At 56.0% G+C, this 17,996-nt stretch carries 10 protein-coding genes; 4 read left to right on the forward strand and 6 right to left on the reverse strand.

Going from position 1 to position 17,996, the window contains the following annotated elements; translation table 11 throughout:
- Positions 1-9: 9 nt before the first annotated feature.
- The gene (locus EDB95_RS21810; protein WP_133997243.1) at positions 10-2,400 is read right to left on the reverse strand and encodes an ABC transporter permease; all 2,391 of its coding nucleotides are present in this window, start codon (positions 2,398-2,400) and stop codon (positions 10-12) included.
- Positions 2,401-2,620: 220 nt separating this feature from the next.
- Between EDB95_RS21810 and EDB95_RS27355 the strand changes: the two genes are divergently transcribed.
- Positions 2,621-3,766 (forward strand): patatin-like phospholipase family protein, encoded by a 1,146-nt coding sequence (locus EDB95_RS27355; protein WP_162852719.1) that lies wholly within the window; start codon positions 2,621-2,623, stop codon positions 3,764-3,766.
- Here EDB95_RS27355 and EDB95_RS21820 read toward each other — a convergent pair.
- From EDB95_RS21820 to EDB95_RS21835, 4 genes are read right to left on the reverse strand one after another with little or no spacing between them, the layout of a single operon-like run.
- Entirely contained in the window at positions 3,763-5,235 is a 1,473-nt protein-coding gene (locus EDB95_RS21820) for a RagB/SusD family nutrient uptake outer membrane protein (protein WP_133997246.1), read from the reverse strand. The two genes, EDB95_RS27355 and EDB95_RS21820, sit on opposite strands and share 4 nt — an antisense overlap.
- A gap of 12 nt (positions 5,236-5,247) precedes the next feature.
- The gene (locus EDB95_RS21825) at positions 5,248-8,526 is read right to left on the reverse strand and encodes a SusC/RagA family TonB-linked outer membrane protein (protein ID WP_133997249.1); all 3,279 of its coding nucleotides are present in this window, start codon (positions 8,524-8,526) and stop codon (positions 5,248-5,250) included.
- A gap of 39 nt (positions 8,527-8,565) precedes the next feature.
- On the reverse strand, positions 8,566-9,693 hold the full coding sequence (locus tag EDB95_RS21830) for a FecR family protein (protein ID WP_133997252.1): 1,128 nt from the start codon (positions 9,691-9,693) through the stop codon (positions 8,566-8,568).
- A 53-nt stretch (positions 9,694-9,746) separates the two neighbouring features.
- Positions 9,747-10,343: an RNA polymerase sigma factor gene (locus EDB95_RS21835; protein ID WP_162852720.1), complete on the reverse strand. Its 597-nt coding sequence runs from the start codon at positions 10,341-10,343 to the stop codon at positions 9,747-9,749.
- Between the two features lie 329 nt (positions 10,344-10,672).
- Between EDB95_RS21835 and EDB95_RS21840 the strand changes: the two genes are divergently transcribed.
- The 3 genes from EDB95_RS21840 to EDB95_RS21850 all read left to right on the forward strand — a co-directional run bounded on the left by EDB95_RS21840 (position 10,673) and on the right by EDB95_RS21850 (position 17,242).
- Positions 10,673-12,061 (forward strand): hypothetical protein, encoded by a 1,389-nt coding sequence (locus EDB95_RS21840; RefSeq protein ID WP_133997257.1) that lies wholly within the window; start codon positions 10,673-10,675, stop codon positions 12,059-12,061.
- Between the two features lie 118 nt (positions 12,062-12,179).
- The gene (locus EDB95_RS21845) at positions 12,180-14,537 is read left to right on the forward strand and encodes an ABC transporter permease (RefSeq protein ID WP_133997273.1); all 2,358 of its coding nucleotides are present in this window, start codon (positions 12,180-12,182) and stop codon (positions 14,535-14,537) included.
- Between the two features lie 89 nt (positions 14,538-14,626).
- Positions 14,627-17,242: a PAS domain-containing hybrid sensor histidine kinase/response regulator gene (locus EDB95_RS21850; RefSeq protein ID WP_133997276.1), complete on the forward strand. Its 2,616-nt coding sequence runs from the start codon at positions 14,627-14,629 to the stop codon at positions 17,240-17,242.
- Positions 17,243-17,249: 7 nt separating this feature from the next.
- On the opposite strand, the gene EDB95_RS21855 is transcribed toward EDB95_RS21850, so the two are convergent.
- Positions 17,250-17,975: an SDR family oxidoreductase gene (locus EDB95_RS21855; RefSeq protein WP_133997279.1), complete on the reverse strand. Its 726-nt coding sequence runs from the start codon at positions 17,973-17,975 to the stop codon at positions 17,250-17,252.
- Between the last annotated feature and the right edge of the window lie 21 nt (positions 17,976-17,996).

Here is a 17,996-nt window from a genome sequence, read left to right on the forward strand (position 1 = left end):
CCGCGGCCCTTATTCCGTCCGCAAACTCCGCACCGGATTCGCCCGTGCCGCGCGCAGCGCCTGCCAGCTCACGGTCAGAAGCGCAATCAGTAATGCCAGTCCCATGGTCACCACAAAGACCCAAATCGAAAGGGGAACCCGATAGGCATAGCGCAACAACCATCCGCTCATGACATAATAAGCCAATGGGATCGCGATAAAAAACGACAGGCCCACCAGCCACAGGAAATCCCGCGACAACAACGCCCAAAGACTGACGATCGACGCGCCCAGGACCTTCCGCACCCCTATTTCCTTGATCCGTTGTTCCGCCATGAAGCTGGACAAGCCAAACAGACCCAGGCAACTGACGAGTATCGCCAGCACGGTGAAGTAGGCCGCCAGCTTCCCTACGCGGTCCTCCAGCTCGAACTTCCGGGCATATTCCTCATCATTAAAGGTGTATTCAAACGGAACAGAGGGGTTATACTTTTTGATGATCCGCCCGATGGCCGGCAGCGCCTGACTGACGGATAAACCCGGGTTGATCTTCACCGTCAGCACATTCACATTATTGTTGTTGTCGAGCACATAAACGGCTTGCTTGACAGGAGCAAAGGGCGATTGCATCACCATATCCTTCACCACCCCGACGACATGATAATATATCGGATTGGCCGTGCCATGTACGAACCTGATCTGCGCACCTATGGGATTTTTCAACCCCATATACCTGACCGCTGTCTCATTCAGGATCATCCCCAGGGAATCCGAGAGGAAGCGCTGCGAGAAGTCCCGGCCTGCGGAAACCTGCCAGCCCACCGTAGCACCATAGTCGATCGTATTCCAGAATATCGAAAAGGTAGGTGTCATCGTGGGATCTTTGCCCTCCCAGGTCAGGCCACTCTGGTTATTCCAGACATCCGTTGTCGGGCTGCTCGACATACACGTGCTCACGGCAGCCCCCGATTGCAGGAGCTCCTCGTGAAGCGCGGCATAATGGTTCGGGATGTCATTGTTGAGGAGGCTTACCGTGATCAATCCCTCCCGTGAATAACCTACAGGGCGGTCTTTGACAAAGTTGATCTGCTGGTAGACGACAATCGTTCCGACGATCAGCGCAACGGATACGGTGAACTGTACCACGATCAGTATCTGCCGCGGAAGCGTGGCGGCCCGCCCTGCCCTGAAAGCCCCTTTCAGCACTTTCACCGGTTTGAAAGAGGAAAGGTAGAACGCAGGATAGCTACCCGCGATCAGGCCCACCAGTAACGTCAGCCCTAACGCCGGTAACCAGAAGACCGGGTTTCCCCAGGATATGTGCATCTGTTTATCGGAAACGGCATTGAACCATGGCAATGCTACCGCTACCAATGCGAGTGCCAGCAGAAACGACAGCAGCGACATCAAGATGGACTCGCTCAGGAACTGCCCGATCAGGTGGCCGCGCATCGACCCTACCGACTTGCGGATGCCTACTTCTTTGGCCCGCTTATCCGACCTTGCCGTCGATAGGTTCATGAAGTTGATGCACGCCAGCAACAAGACAAAAATCCCGATGAGGCCGAACATCCATACATATTGTATGGATCCACCCGTGTTTTTCCCATTCCAAAATGAATTGTATAGGTGCCAGCGGCTCATCGGGTGCAACACAACAACGGGCTTGTCCGTCTGACCGTGCCCATCTTCGGCGCTTTTTACCCGGTCACGCAACTTGTCCAGGTCAACGTGATCCTCCAGCTGCGCAAAAGTCTGAAAAGAATTCTCGCTCCATGTACCTTCCGCCATTTTCACCCAGGGATGCGTCCTTACGTAATTGGCCCACGGGGCGAAGTAATAGACATCCCGGAAGTCCGAGTTATACGGCATGTCCGGGATGACGCCTGCTACCCGGAAGATGGTGCTGTCACCAAATTTTAAAGATTGCCCGGTGGCGTCGGCATGACCGTATAAGGCGATAGCGACCGATTGCGTGATCAGGATCGAGGAGGGGTCGTTCAACACTGCTTTCCGCCCATCCACCGTTTGCAAAGCCAGGATGTCCAACATGTCCGGCTGAACGAACATACCCTGCCTGCTCAATTGGTTGTCTCCCACCGTTAGAATATGTGGAGCGTTCCACGAGGTCGTTGCCACTTTTTTGAAACCGGCTGCATATTGGGTTCGCAGTGCCACTCCTAGCGGAATGGAGGTCGAAAAGCTGGTACTGACCTCGTTTCCCCGTGTTTGTGTCAGCATGACCCTCACCACCTGGTTATAATGCGCGAAGTCTTTGTTGTAGTTCAGCTCGTCCCGGATCCACAGGCCGATCAGCATCACCACCGCCATGCCGGTGGCGAGCCCCGCCATATTGATGATCGTGTACACCCTGTTTTTAGAAAGACTACGCCAGGCTATGCGGATATAATTACGGATCATGTTGGGTGAAAATTTGGAAATGATCATCCAAAATTAGTCCTATTCCTCTTTTGTATTCATAATCAGTGAAATAGTTCACCCTTCCGCGCTTCATCCGTCCGTTTTTAATACACGGCTGTGCGGTTTTGATACAACACCATGACGGGGATGATTTTCAGATAAAAATACCCTTCCCCGGGCTAACCATCCGCTCTATTTTTCCGGCTCAAACCCTACACTTATGTCCAACAAATCAGTCATCATCCTGGCCGTCGACGGAGGCGGCATCAGGGGTATTATACCTGCGTTCATACTCTCACAGATGGAGCAGATGACCGGCAAGTCCTGTTACCAGATGTTTGACATCATCGGAGGGACCTCCACCGGCGGGATTATTGCGGCGGCCCTGACGACGACCAATCCCAATGGCATAGGACTACACCCTTACTCCGCCGGCGAGGTGCTTGACATGTACGAGAACGAGGGCGGCAGGATCTTTGTCCCGCAGGAATGCGACACCGAATTCTGCGCCACCTATTTTGCAGACGACGGTCAGGGCAATGGTGTAGAACCGTACCTGCAAAACCAGTTGGGCGCAGACACCAGCCTTTCCCTGGCCAAACAAGTGGTCACTTCATTGCCGGGTGCCCGGGTCAGGCAGATGTTTACAACGGGTTACGCGGTCAACAGCAAAGACCAATGCCCTGGCAGCCCCCAGCCTGGTGTGGATTATGGTCCTTACCTTTTTAACTGGGCGGATGCAGCCATCAGCGAGCAAGACGACTACTATGTATGGGAAGCTGCCCGGAGCAGCAGTGCAGCCCCTGTCTTTTTCCCGATCGCGCACGTCGGCGGCGGCAACGGAGTCACTTCCCCGGCTTCGGAACGTTGGGTGGTAGATGGAGGCGTCATGTCCAATAACCCCGCCGTGTGGGCGGTCTCCGAGGCTTTCCGCACCGGCCTGGCCAGCAGCCTTAATGACATCGCCCTCATCTCGCTGGGAACGGGTGTTTACCCGGGGGGTGCGGGCGTGGCCATCGAAAAAAATTCCACCTGGGTTGACCGCGTGCCAAGGAACGGAAACTGGGGCGGTACGCCCTGGGCGGTCTTTCCCATGTATGACCTGGAATGCAACCTCAACAAAGGGAGGACCATCCTCGACGTGATTATGGATTCCGTACAGCAGGTATCGTGCAACCAATTGGCCGGCCTGTCCCGCAGCGGCCTGGAATTTTATCGCCTGGAGCCGGTATTGCCCCAGGCGCAGGCCGCCATGGACGATATTAGTCCCGCCAATATTCAGGCCCTCCTGAAGTATACGATGGCTTACCTGGAGGGGGCCGGGGCGCCTGTCTTTCAAAAGATTTTATCGGTTTTACAGGGTTAGTATCCGGGATTTTGTGTCAGGTTTTTATTCAACTGAAGGTCCTGCAAGGGTACCGGGAAAAGGTACTGGTGCTTGTCGGCGGCGACGTTATAATTGAGGTTGTTTCCATACACATCCGTCTGGCTGTTCATGAGGTCCACCACATTGAGATAACCGTTGGCGTCGGCGCGCAGCAGGTCATTCCAGCGGCTGCACTCGTCGACAAGCTCCAGCCTTCGCTCCAACAAGATGGCGGGTCCCAGGGTAGCCTGAGTGCCCGCCGTTGTGGGGGGAAGGCCCGCCCGGCTCCGGATCTGGTTGAGCTCGCCGATGGCGGCGGCGGTATTGTTCAGTTGGTTGTTGGCTTCCGCCGCGAGAAGGATGATGTCGGCCAGTCGCAGCACCACGATGTTGTCGGGGCTGTTAAAGCCGCTGGGGTCGGGGTATTTGTGCATGAAAGGGATGACGGAATCGGCGTTCCAGGCGCCCGAGGGCATGTTGAAGGAGGCGTTGGCGATCTGCCAGTTGAAGGTGGTCTTATAGCGGACCAGGGTGTCCCCTGCAGCTTTAAAGGTCCGGACAAGGTCCCAGGCGCCAATATCCCGTTTGGGCCAGCCGTCCGAGGAGACGTAGGCGAAAAGCTCCACGCCCCAGTTGGCGTAGGGGGTGCCTGTTCCGGTGAACTGGACCTCGAAAATCGATTCGGCGTTGTTCTTGTTCGCCAGTCCCCAAAGGTTGGCAAAGTTGGGTACGAGGGAATAGGCGCCTCCGTTGATGACTTTGTTACAAAAGGAGAGACAATCGGTATAATCCCCTGACTGGGCGTATGTCTTGGCCAGGAGTGCGTCGGCCGCCCCCTTGGTCGCGCGGCCGTATTCTCCGTTGTAGGGTGCGACCGGAAGCACGCTGTCCGCAAATTTCAGGTCGGTTTCGATCTGGGCATAGACGGTAGAAACGCTGTCCCTGGGGGGATAATAGTTGCCGCCGTTGGTGGTGGTCAGGATCAGCGGACAGGCACCCCACTCGGTGACCAGCCAATAATAGGCCAGGGCCCGGAGAAACCGGGCCTCTCCAAGGATCTGCACCTTCCGGTTGGTTCCATTCCACACCGGGTCGTCGATGCCCGGTACGTTGTCCAGGATGATATTGGCGGCGGTTATATCCTGGTACATCTCCTGCCAGTCCCGTTGCACGTTGGTATTGGCGGCAGTTAAGGTGAAATTCTCCAGCGGGTGTTCTGCAGTCACATTGTCTCCGTTCACGAAGCAGTTGTCGGATCGTCCGTCGGTGTTCATGAAGTTGTCGTACATGTAAAAGTTCCCGTTGATCAGGTCGTGATAGGCGCCCGTGAGACCGTTTTCGGCGGCGACGGCCGAGGTATAATAGTTCCCGGTGGTCGGGTTGGATTCCGGCGTTTTGGCCAGGAAGCTTTTTCCACAGGCAGCGAGACCAAAAACGAAAGTCAGCGCTGCATATATTCTACATGACATAGGATCGAAGTTTTAGAGTTGAATATTTACACCGACGATATAGGTCCGGGCGACGGGATAAGCCCCGTTGTCGATACCCAGGGCCATCAGCGTGGCGCCGACGCCGGCGTTGACCGCCTGGTTGTTGGTGCCCTGGCCGAAGCCGTTGATCTCGGGATAGTATCCTTTGTATTTAGTGATGGTAAAGAGGTTTTGAGCCGTCACATAGATCCGCAGGCCGGAGAGTTCCAGACGGCGAAGCACCTTCGGGTCGAAGGCGTAGCCTAAGGTGGCGTTGCGCAGGCGCACGAAGGAACCGTTCTCCACATAGTTCGAGGCGATCTGGCTTTGCAACAGGGCGGCCGCCGTCGCGTTGGTCGTCCCGTTGTCCAGGGCGCGGGGGATGGCGGTCACATCCCCGTCGTTTTTCCAGCGGGCCAGGACGGCGGCGCTCTCATTGTTGTATCCTGTCAGGTTCTCGATCTCCATCCTGGTTTCGTCGTATACCTTATTTCCTTGCACCCCGTCAAAGAGAAGCGAGAGGGTGAAGGCTTTATACCGCCATTCGCTGCCAAGGCCGAAGGTATACTTTGGAAGGGCGGAACCTAAGCTGGTAGGGTTGGCGGAGTAAGTCATGTTCCCGGTAGCCGCATTGACCCCCAGGGCCTGGTAGCCGTAGAAAGTCCCCAGGGAATACCCGTTTTTGATAAGACCGGTATAGATGGGCGCCTTGCTTCCGCCTACGGTTACGCCCCCGGTCTGGTAAGAAATGGCCGTGTCCAGACCTTCCATTTCGTTGTGGTTGATGGACATGTTCCAGGTGACGTCCCAACTGATGTCGTGGGTGTGGATGACGGTGGCGTCGATGCTGTATTCAAAGCCCTTGTTGACGTCATAACCGGGCAGGTTCACCGCGGTAACAAGGCCCCCCGTGGTCAGGGGAAGCTGTTGTGTAAAGATCATATTGTAGACCTTCTTATAATAGTAATCGGCGGAAACGGATAACCGGTGGCTTAAGAAACCGGCGTCGAAACCGACATTGGTCTGGTGCGCCGATTCCCATTTCATGGCCGGGTTGCCCAGTTGGGTTCCCGGGCTGACACCGGGCTCCACATTGGAACCGCTATAGGCATAGCTGGCGCCCGCGCTCAGGAGGGTGTAGGAGGGGTAAAGGACGGTATAGGGCGGCAGGTTGCCCGTGGCGCCCCAGCCCGCGCGCAGCTTCAGGTCCTCTATCCAGAGGACGTTCTGCATAAACTTTTCCTGGGAGATTTTCCAACCGGCGGACAGGGCGGGGAAGGTCCCCCAGTAGTTGTTGGACCCGACCCGGGAAGAGCCGTCTGCCCGGAGCGTACCGGTCAACAGGTAGCGGTTCTTATACGCATACATAAACCTTCCGAAGTAGGAATGGGTGGTCCACTCGAATTTCTGTGTGCTGATCGAGTACTGGGCGCTGGCGGCGTTAAGCGTCTGCACCGCGTTGGAGGAAAAGCCGGTGCCGGACTGGCTGGACAGAAAAATATTTTCGTCCAGGGCGGAGGTCCCCGCCACGATGTTGATCGAGTGGGCCCCAAAGGTCTTGTCAAATGTCAGGGTATTGTCCCAGGCCCAGCGGAACGTCTCGGAGGAGTTGTTTTGTCCTTTGCCCTGCAGCGTGATCCCGTAGAGGTTGTTGTAGGGATCCAGGAAGTAATTGTAGTTGGAGTTGTCCAGCACGATATTGAACTGGCTGCGGTATTTCAATGCCCAGGGCAGTTTCACTTCTACGTATGCGTCTCCCAACAGGTGGTTTTCCAGGGTGCTGTTGGTATTGTTGTAGATGTCCGACAGCGGGTTGTCCCCCGAATAAAAAGAGCTATACCCATAGACGCCCGGATAAGGCGCATTGGAAGGCATTTTGATCGGGATGTATTCCGGCGTGACCAGGGCGGCGATTACCGCTCCTCCATTCTGAGCCGATTCGTCCTGGGGGACGGTCCGCTGGTTGGACCGGTTGTAGTTCAGGTTGGCCCCCAGCGAAAGCCAGTTGGCGGCGTTCTGGTCCACACTGAGTTTGGCGGAGTAGCGGTCGAAATTGGAGCCCACCATGATCCCGTCCTGGGTAAGGTAGCCTACGCCTAAGTAGTAGGTTCCCTTCTCGGATCCCCCCGACATGCCCACGTTGGCGCCCGTCTGGGCCGCGGAATGGTAAATCAGGTTCTGCCAGTTGTTGTTCGTCGTCGTGAGGTTATAGTAAGAAGGAATGGTGGGTGCCGTCCCAAAGATCTCCGTTTCCAGGTCCAGCCATTGCTGGTTGTTGAGCACGGCGATCTTTTTGACGATCTGCTGGATGCCGGTGTAGGTGCTGGCTTCTATTTTGGCTTTGCCTTTGGCGCCCTTCTTCGTCGTGATCATCACCACCCCGTTGGTGGAACCGGCCGCCCCGTATATCCCTGCCGCGGAGGCGTCCTTAAGGATGCTGATGGACTCGATGTTTCCAGGGTCGAGGCCGCGGATATCGTTGGTGAGTACGCCATCCACGACGTAGAGGGGCTCGGATCCGTTGGGCGAGCCCACACCCCGGATGCGGACCGAAAGGTCTCCTCCGGGTGTCCCGGAGGGAACCGTGACCTGTACGCCGGGTGCTTTCCCCGTCAGCGCTTCCACGCCGCTGACGATCGGCCGGCTGGAGATGTCTTTGGTATCTATGGTGGAGATGGCCGACGTAACGTCCCTTTTGTGCTGGGTACCATACCCGATAACGACCACCTGGTCCAGGGCTTTGGTGGATGGCGTAAGCCGGATGTCCAAAAATGACCGGCCCCTAAGCTTTATTTCCTCCGTCTGGTAACCGACATAGGAAACGACTAATGTAGCGTCCGGGTCTATCGAAGTAAAGGAGAAAACCCCCTTGTCGTCGGTGACAGCCGCCTGCTGCGCCCCCTTCACCTCCACGGTCACGCCGGCCAGGGGCGATCCCCGTTCGTCCACGACCTTGCCTTCCAAGGGGCCCCCGGGGGGGCTTGGTCTTTCCTGGATCAGGACACTGTTGTTTTCGATCCGGTAGGTTAAGGGTTGCCCCCTCAAACAGGCTTCCAGGGCCTCCTCCACCGTGGAATTCCGGACGTGGACGGATACCCTGGTGTGAAATACATCTTCCCGGTAGATGATGGATACATTTGTCTGCCTGGAAATTTCGTCCAGCACCCGGGACAGGGGCACGTCTCTGAAGGACAGGGTCACCTTTTGGGAAAAGCTCCTGGCCGAGACGTTCAGACAAAGTGCCAGAAGAAGAATGGTGAACGGGGGTCTCACATAGCAGCTTGCTAACATAATTGACAGCAGTTTATAGTTTACAATCGTTAAAGGCTCTTATGGCGAAACAACCAGCTTCCTTCCCTCCAGCCGGTAATGGTCAATGCCGTTACCCTCCAGGAAGGCCAGCACTTCCGACAGTTTCAGGTACCGGCTCATCCGGCCTCCGTACCTGCCCGGGTAATCCCCTTTGGTGAACACGACGTCGATGTCGTACCAGCGCGAGACTTCCCGCATAATGGTGGCTATATCGGCATCCTGGAACTCGAAGAAGCCCGTGGTCCAGGCAATCGCCCGTTCTATGTCTCCATCCTGTACGCGTAGCCCCTGGTGATCGACCAGGGCTTCCCGGCCGGGCAGGAGGGTTACCCCGGCTACCTGCACTTTTCCTTCCACCAGCGTGGTGCGGAGATAGGGCTCATCCGGGTAGGCCATCACATCGAATCGGGTGCCCAGTACCCGCGTGTCCACGCCTTCCGCGCTCACCTCAAAGGGCTGTTTGCCGGGGGCAATGTCAAAATAGGCTTCCCCGGTCAGCGTCACCGACCGGGTCTGTCCCTGGAAAGCGCTGGGATAAGTGAGGGACGAAGCGGCATTCAGGAGGACCTTGCTTCCATCCGGGAGGATGACCCGGAACTGCCCGCCCCTGGGCGTTGTCATGGTGTTATAAAGTACCGCCGCGGTTTTTCCTGTGGGGATGTAGGTGAGCTGCCCGCCGGCTTTGGTAATCTTGATATTTCCCTGTTGCAAGACCACGCCGTTGTGGACGCTGTCGAGCGTGATCCGGCGTCCGTCCGAGAGACGCAGCACCGCCTTGGTGGTGCCCGGGTCAATATCCCGGGGCTGGGCGGGAAGGACCGCTACCGGTTTCGGTTTTACCCGGGTAGCTAAGTACGCCCAGGTGCCCCCGGCTGCCAGGAGGAGCACCGCGGCTGCAACGGAGATCCAGCGTAGGTATATGGACCTTTCCAGGATGCCAAGCCTCTGGAAAATTTCATTGGCCGCTGTTTCGGCGTCGTATTCCCCAAGCCGTTTGACCTTGGCGATCACCTCCGGGCGGTCGGGTAACCCGCCGTAAGACGCCCGCCATTCGTCCAGGTCGGCCCTCTCCTGTTCGGTCAGGGGTATCTGTTCCTGTTCCTTATAGAACAGCGCGGCAATATAGACTGCTTTCTCCTCGTTCATCACCCCTAAGACACCACCACCAAAGAATCGACCCCACGCCTCCTAAAAAAATTCTAGTGATGGAAATCAATGGATTGCATAACCGTCAGGATGAACAACAAGGTGCCCGGGCGTCGCCCCAGCTTTTTTCGCAGGGTTTGCACCGCCCGGTACTTTTGTCTTTTGACCGCCTTCAGGTTCATCTTGAGCCGAAGGGCGATTTCCCCGACCGTCATCCCTTCCTCATAACTTAGGTAAAAGATCACCCGCATCTTCTCCGGAAGCTCCCTGACGGTTTTATATATCAAGGCGATAAATTCTGATTCCACGATGTTTTGCAGGAGGCGGTCGTTGTCCTCCGGTTCGGGCGCGGCCTTTTGATGTCTCGATTCCAGCCGCTCCCGGTCCCGGATCAGGTTCAGGCATCCGTTCCGGACGGCCACGAACAGGTACCCCTTCAGCCCCCCCAGGGACTCAAAGACCGGCCGCCGGCTCCACAACTTTATAAAGACCTCCTGGACGATGTCCTTGGCCAGGGCCGCGTCCGGGGTATACTTTTCCGCAAAGGCGCACAGTACCGGGAAGTACAAAGCAATCAGGGCCCGGAAAGCGGAAGGATCTCCTTCAGAGATCCCCTTGTAGAGGTCGTTGTCATCGAAAGAGGGTTCCAAGACGCTTATAAGGAGTAATAATTAGATAAGATTAATGAATTTCAGGAATTTTTCAAAGTTTAAAAAAAGCGCCCCTTTTGGGTCTTTCATGAATAGGAGTCCAAATGAAAAGGGCGCCCCAAAAGGAGCGCCCGGAAAGCCTTAACCATTAAACCTTATCTCTTCTTAAAAAACCTTATAACGGGCGCAAAGGTAAGGGGTGACAAAAACCCATAGTGGCTGATAACGACTTATTACCGGGAAATCCGTATTTCAACGGAGGGGACTTGTAGTATGAGCGAAAGCGGGGGCGTAGAGAAAAAATCAAACTCCCTATATTTGCAACACCTATGCAAACACTACAAAAATTCATAGACCTTAAACACCTCCTCCCCCCCGACAGTTGGCTGGTCAAGCGCGACCAGCATAACCCCGGCGAACTGGACGATGAATCGATAGCCTTTATAGAGGGGGATGTTGAAGCCGACAGCCTCGACCTTGACGACCAGCCGGGTGTTATAGCCTTATTCGTGACCGGCCATTGCAAGATCAAAAACATCTATTGCGAAGAAACCGATGGCTCCACAGGTCTGATCGTCAAAAAAAACCTGGTGGTGGACAATATGATCGTGGGTGGTCAGGAAGTCTACGTATGTGGTGACCTGACGGTCACGGGTCTGTTCTGGGGGGACTATAACCACGGGAATCTGCAAGTAGAAGGCCTTATGACCTTCCATGTTTTTATCTCGACCGACTACAGTTTTGACGTAAAAAGGTTCGAGACAAAAAACCGGGTACAGGTGGCGCACTTTCTTTGGGACGAAGGAGAGGACGAGTACGACCGGGAGCGGTTGAACACCATTTTCCAACCGGACTGCCTGATCGGTGAAAACGAGCTGGAGGATTGGGCCAGCAGTTGGAAAGACTGGATCGCCTCCTGGAACCTGATGGACCGGATCAAGAAGGGGCTGCCGGTTTTGCTGGAGCATATCGAACCCGTCAGGGAAGAAGCTATTCCATTTGTATTTGGCAGCAAAACCTTTAACCCCGCAAACCTGCAAAGGCTAAGGGAGTCGCCGGTTTTCCAACACACTGAAATGCTGGAGTACTGGAGAGGGGATATTTTTAAAAGGGTATTGGCTAACCGGGACACAACGCTCTCGGAACAGGTCTATTTACAAAAGGAAGGCAAAAGCATTTTGATCCGGTATGAAAACGGGCGCCTGGCCGTTTTGTGCAGGGAATCGGAACAAGCCGCCTGGTATTATTATGATCCCAGGCGAAGCGAGCACGCAACATTCGCGGAGATGACCCAACCCCTGTGGGAGGCCTTGCTGGAAGAATGGTCGGAAATAGAATATTGGTATGCGCAATTCCAGGAAACAGTCACCCCGGCCTCCCTTCAAAAGATGTTGGATATACCGGTTGTCAAGACCAGGTACAGTGACTATTATAATGACGACGGGGAGGTACTTTATATCAACAATGGCCAGGTGGAGTTCCGGCAGGCCGATAGCGGGCGTACGCCCCGCGCGACCATCATCAAGTATAAAGGCGACGGCCACGATTTCTATCACTATGACCTCGGAGAAACCGGTGTCTTGCTGCGGGATCAGGCAGGGGACGGATACAGCAGCAAGACCTGGCAGGTAGGCTGGGGGGAGGTGGAGAAATACCGGAACGCGGTCAGGTATTACCGGGCGTTGCGGTCCAATATGGAACGGCTTCCTAAAGAATAGTTGCCCGGCAACGGTCAAAACGGTGTACTGAAAACGAACAGTAGACGGCCGTGCGGCGGCGTAAACGATTGAATGCCAACTTTAAAAACCATGGCATTTTTTTAGTGCGCACAAAGGCATGTTCCGAAGCTACCTGACCATTGCCCTGCGAAACCTTGCCCGGAGCAAGGCCTTTTCCATTATCAATATTCTTGGCCTTGCCCTGGGGCTGGCCGCCAGTATGCTCATCCTTTTGTGGGTGAGGGATGAGTGGAGCTACGACCGGTTTCACCAACACAGCGGGCAGTTGTATAAGGTATACGGGGCTGCATTCGTTGAAGGGAAAATCGACGGTTCTTATGGAACACCCCCTTTGTTGTACGGGGAGCTGAAAAGGAGGATACCCGACATCGTCGCGGCCACTCCCCATTCCTGGAACGAGCAACATACCTTCCAGGTGGGAGACAAGATCTTTAAGGAATCGGGCGCCCATGCGGGGCCGGATTTTTTTCGCATGTTTAGCTTCCCTTTGCTGGAAGGCACGGCGGGCGATGCCTTGAACAGCCCGGAAAGCATCGCGATTTCCCGAAAAATGGCGGTGCACTTTTTTGGAAGCCCGGAAGCCGCCATCGGAAAGACCATCCGGTATGAAAATACCAAAGACCTCGTGGTGAAGGCGGTATACGAAGACATGCCCGTCCGGACGATGTTTCAGGATGATTTTGTGTTGAACTGGGAAACCTTCCTGGACGAAAATAACGGGTGGGCGAGGGACATCACCAATTTCGGACCCGAGACCTTTATCATGCTGCGCCCGGACGCGCACCCCGCGGCCGTCGACGCAAAGCTCCTGCATTTTATGGACCCTTACCTGGACAAGAAGGCAATCCCTATGACCATGGGTATGCAGCCGCTTCGGGATGTCTACCTGCATGGGCAATTTGAAGCGGGAAAACCGGCGGGGGGCAGGATCGCGTACGTGCATTTGTTTTCGCTGGTGGCCGCATTTATCCTCTTGATCGCCTGTATCAATTTCATGAACCTGACGACCGCGCGTTCGGTGCGGCGGATGAAGGAGATCGGGGTTCGGAAAGTGATCGGTGCGGTACGCGGGGCGCTGATTCGTCAATTCATGGGGGAGGCAATCCTTATCGCCCTGCTATCGGGTGGAGTGGCATTCCTGCTGGTGGTCTTGACCTTGCCTGCCTTTAACGAGCTCACCCGGAAACAAGTGAGCCTTCCTTATCAACACGTGCTTTTCTGGACAGCATTGGTTGGCATGATCCTCCTGACGGGTATCGTGTCGGGTAGTTATCCCGCGCTTGTCCTTTCGAAGTTTCAACCGATCAAAGTCCTGAAAGGGGCATCCCCCGGTGGAACCTGGCTTCGGAAGACCCTCGTGGTTTTCCAGTTTACCTTATCCATCGTCCTGATCATTGCCACGATCCTGGTGTCCCGGCAGATCCGCTTCCTGGAACAGACGAATTTGGGGTATGACAGGGAGAACCTGGTGTATATTCCCCTGGAAGGCAATTTGAAAACCAAACTGAAATTGTTCCAGCAGGAAGCACAGGAGATCCCGGGAGTCATCGCGATGACAGGGATGTCCAACGACCCGACGAACATTGCCAACGGGACCTCCGGGCTGAAGTGGACCGGGAAGGATCCTGATGCCAAAATACAGTTTTCGTGGGCCTCCGTCGGGTATGACTTTGTCAGCACCCTTCGCCTCCAAATGCGCTATGGGCGGGACTTTGACAAAAGCCTTCCCTCGGATTCGACCGGCTATATCATCAATGAAGCCGCCCTGGCAAAGATCGGCTACAAAGACCCCATCGGGCAACCGCTTACTTTTTGGCGCAAACCGGGTCGTATTATCGGTGTCGTCAGGGATTTTCATTTTCAATCCCTGCACGAACCAATCAAGCCGATGGTGATCCACCTGGATACGCTGAGCCAATTGACGGTCGCCCTGATCCGTATCCGCGCGGGACAAACCGGTGACGCCATCAAAGGGTTGGAAAGGCTGTGCAAAAGCCTGAACCCGGCTTTCCCGTTCAACTACCGCTTTTCGGACGAAGAATACGTCCGTCAATACAGGAGCGAGGAGGTCGTCGGTCACCTGGCATTGGGTTTTGCGGCCCTGGCCATATTTATTTCCTGTCTGGGGCTGCTCGGGCTTTCCGTTTTCACGGCCCAGCAGCGGATGAAGGAGATCAGCATCCGGAAGGTCCTCGGGGCGGGGCTTTTCAACCTTTTTGCCCTGCTCACCAAGGACTTTCTTCTCCTGGTGGTCATCGCCTTCCTGATCGCCGCTCCCGTCGCCTGGTGGGCAATCCACCGCTGGCTGGAACAGTTCTCCTACCGGACGGAGGTCAGCTGGTGGATATTCGCACTCGCGGGTATACTGGCGCTGCTGATTGCGCTCGTGACGATTTCCTACCAGACGTTGCGCGCGGCGGCCGCCCGGCCGGCCCAGCGCCTCCGGACGGAATAACGGGTATTCATTTTGTTCATAATCAACCACTTAATCCGGACCTCTCCCATTTGTGACATATCTGTCCAATATTTGCTTTGAATATTGATATGATGGACCTTCCACCGGAGGCATACAGGGGTTTTTTTGAGAACGCCAAAGGGCTGATGTGTATCCATGACCTGGACGGAAGGGTTTTGGAAGTCAACGAAGCGAGTGCGGAAAGCCTGGGGTATTCCCTGGAAGAGCTTCGGCAGATGACCTTGTTTGACGTGGTATTGGAACAGTATCATCACGAACTGCACCAATATCTGAAGGCGATACGGGCGATGGGGAAGGTCAGCGGGATCATGCGGACGAAGCACAAGAGCGGAGCGATGCGGATCTGGTTGTTTAGTAACGTGCTGGAAAAGGGATCGAGCGGGACGGCATACGTTTTTGGCAACGCCCTGGACATCACCGACCGGTATAACCTGGAAGCGCAGCTGAGAAGGAATGAGGCGTTGCTAAAGGCGTTTGTGGAATACGCACCCGCGGCCATGGCCATGCTGGACAAAGAGCTCCGGTTTGTCACCTGCAGCAGCCGCTGGCTGGAAATGTTCGGGCAAAAGGTGGGTGACGTGGCCGGCCGGACCATCACCGAGGTGTTTGGCGAGGTGGAAGAAATGTGGAAGGAAATCTACAAACGGTGTCTCCTCGGCGCGGTGGAAAAGGGGGAATACCGGATACAGCACCCGGGGCGGCCGGACATGTATCTGCGCTGGGAAATACGGCCCTGGACCGGACACGACGGGAAGATAGGCGGTGTCATGGCCTTGAACGAGGACGTGACCGAGGAACGGATGCAAAAAGAAGAGTTGCAGCGGGCCAAGCGCCAGGCGGAACAGGCCAGCCTCGCCAAATCCGAATTCCTGGCCAATATGAGCCACGAGATCCGCACCCCGCTGAACGGGGTGATCGGGTTCACCGACCTCCTGCTAAGGACCGAGCTGAGCGAGGGCCAGGAACAATACCTGACGATCGTCAACCAGTCGGCCAATTCGCTGCTGAACATCATCAACGACATCCTGGATTTTTCAAAGATAGAAGCCGGAAAGCTCGAACTGGACGTAGACCGGTGCGACCTTTTACAACTCAGCGGGGAAGCCAGCGACATCGTGACCTACCAGGTCCAGCGCAAAGGGCTGGAGATGCTGCTCGACCTTTCTTCGGAGCTCCCCCGGTATATTTGGGCGGACGCCATCCGTTTAAAGCAGGTGTTGATCAACCTGCTGGGGAACGCGGTCAAGTTTACGGAGGCAGGAGAGATAGAACTCAAGGTGGCCTTGAAGCGAAAGCTCCAGGGTAACCAGGCGACGATCCGTTTCGAGGTGAGGGATACCGGCATCGGCATACAACCGGAGAAACAAGGCAAGATCTTCGAAGCCTTTTTGCAGGAAGACACCTCTACGACAAAAAAATACGGGGGCACCGGTTTGGGCCTGACCATCTCCAACAAGCTGCTCGGCCTCATGGGCAGCCGGCTTCAGTTGGAAAGTACACCCGGCGCAGGCAGCACTTTTTTCTTCGACCTGGACGTCATGGCCTCGTATGAGGCCCCGTACCAGGGGGAAGCGTTGCCCGGTATACGAAGGGCGCTGGTGGTCGACGACAATAAAAATAACCGGACGATCATCCGGGATATGCTTTCCCTGAAGGGCATCCCCTGCGATGAAGCGGCCAGCGGGCAGGAGGCCGTTCAAAAGGTCAGCAAGGGACAGGCCTATGACGTCATTATCATGGACTACTATATGCCGGGTATGAACGGGCTGGACGCCATCCGGATGCTCCGGGACGAATTCGAGGGGCCTGCGCCGTTTGTACTTTTGCATAGCTCCGCCGAAGACGACAAAATCATCCAGGCCTCCAGGGACCTGGATGTCGACGCCCGTTTGATGAAACCCATCAAGATGGAGGAGTTCTACCGGTCGCTCGCCGGGCTCCGCGCGCATGACCGCTCCCGGGAGACCAAAACACGGACACCGGTATCGAACGGTCAGGCGGTTCGCATTTTGCTCGTAGAAGACAACGAAGTCAACATCATCCTGGCCAGAACCGTGATCGCCAACCTGCTCCCCGCGGCGGACATCGGGGTGGCCCGCAACGGGAAGGAAGCGCTGCTCGCCTGCGAACGCCTGTTACCCGACCTCATTCTGATGGACGTGCAGATGCCCGAGATGAACGGCTATGAGGCCACGACCCTGTTAAGACAACGCTACCCCCATCAGCACATCCCCATCATCGCCCTCACGGCCGGCAACGTAGCCGGGGAAAAAGAAAACTGTCTCCGCGCCGGCATGGACGACTTTATCGCAAAGCCTTTCCGGGAAGATACCCTGGTCAAGGTGTTTGAACAATGGCTCCCCCGCCAGGCCTTTGACATCGACCGCCTGAAGGAAAACCTGGGTGACGCTGCCACGAGCGAGGCGATAACGGCCATCCTGCAAGCCACGGCCCTAGACCTGGAGCGCACGAGAACGGATCTTCAACAAGTAAAAAACGACAACGGGCGTCTAAGGGCCCTCGCCCATCGTTTATACGGCACCGCTACATCCGCGGGGATGACGACCCTGGCGGCTTTGTCCCGGGAACTGGAAGTGTCGGACGGCGACAAAGATGCCGCCCCCCTGATCGGGGAGATCGGGCGCTGTCTGAAAGCCATCGAACGTACGCTGGCCGCCTTATAGGCGGATTTTACCACGGACTTTCCCCCCTGTCCGGAATGTCATTGCTAAAGTACTTCCCCGTAGGCCCATCGGCCCCGATGGTAGCGTACTTGACGATAATCGCCGCCGCGTCTTCCACAGAGCCCGGGCCATTGTGGCGGTTAAAGTCTGTAGCAGTATGCCCAGGGCACACGGCGTTCACCTTGAAGGGGGTATCCCTCAGGTCATAAGCCAGCGCCACCGTATAGGCGTTCAGGGCCGATTTGGAAGGACCGTAGGCGCCGCCCTTGATGGCGTAAAACTTCCACCTGGGATCGCTGTGCAGGGTCAGGGAGCCCAGCAAGGACGTCACATTGACGATCCGGGGCTCGGGAGACTGGTGGAGCAGGTCGATAAAGGCGCCGACCATGTCCATGGCCCCGAATACGTTGGTATTATACACTTCCCGGGCCAGGGCCGAAGTGGTGGTGGAGGCCGGTTGCGGGAAGCCCCCACTGATGCCGGCGTTGTTGATAAGGACGTCGAGCGAGGACACGGAAGCCCGCGCGGCAGCGATCGAAGCCGGGTCTGTGACGTCGAGTTGCAGGGCCGCTACCGAAGAAAGCCCTTCCGCATGAAGCTTTGCGGCGGCGGCGGACCCTTTGGCGAGGTCCCGGCTACCGATATACACGAAATACCCTTGCTGCGCCAATTGCCTGGCGGTTTCAAAACCGATGCTTTTGTTCGCGCCTGTGATGAGTGCTGTCTTTTTCATGACACAAAGCTAGACAGCGCG

This window comes from Dinghuibacter silviterrae (assembly GCF_004366355.1).
In the GTDB taxonomy this organism is placed as follows: domain Bacteria; phylum Bacteroidota; class Bacteroidia; order Chitinophagales; family Chitinophagaceae; genus Dinghuibacter; species Dinghuibacter silviterrae.

Coding starts and splice junctions, on each gene's coding strand:
- EDB95_RS21855 (WP_133997279.1), bottom strand. CDS start 17,975: ATGAAAAAGACAGCACTCATCACAGGCGCGAACAAAAGCATCGGTTTT.
- EDB95_RS21820 (WP_133997246.1), bottom strand. CDS start 5,235: ATGTCATGTAGAATATATGCAGCGCTGACTTTCGTTTTTGGTCTCGCT.
- EDB95_RS21810 (WP_133997243.1), bottom strand. CDS start 2,400: ATGATCCGTAATTATATCCGCATAGCCTGGCGTAGTCTTTCTAAAAAC.
- EDB95_RS21845 (WP_133997273.1), top strand. CDS start 12,180: ATGTTCCGAAGCTACCTGACCATTGCCCTGCGAAACCTTGCCCGGAGC.
- EDB95_RS21825 (WP_133997249.1), bottom strand. CDS start 8,526: ATGTTAGCAAGCTGCTATGTGAGACCCCCGTTCACCATTCTTCTTCTG.
- EDB95_RS21830 (WP_133997252.1), bottom strand. CDS start 9,693: ATGAACGAGGAGAAAGCAGTCTATATTGCCGCGCTGTTCTATAAGGAA.
- EDB95_RS21840 (WP_133997257.1), top strand. CDS start 10,673: ATGCAAACACTACAAAAATTCATAGACCTTAAACACCTCCTCCCCCCC.
- EDB95_RS27355 (WP_162852719.1), top strand. CDS start 2,621: ATGTCCAACAAATCAGTCATCATCCTGGCCGTCGACGGAGGCGGCATC.
- EDB95_RS21850 (WP_133997276.1), top strand. CDS start 14,627: ATGATGGACCTTCCACCGGAGGCATACAGGGGTTTTTTTGAGAACGCC.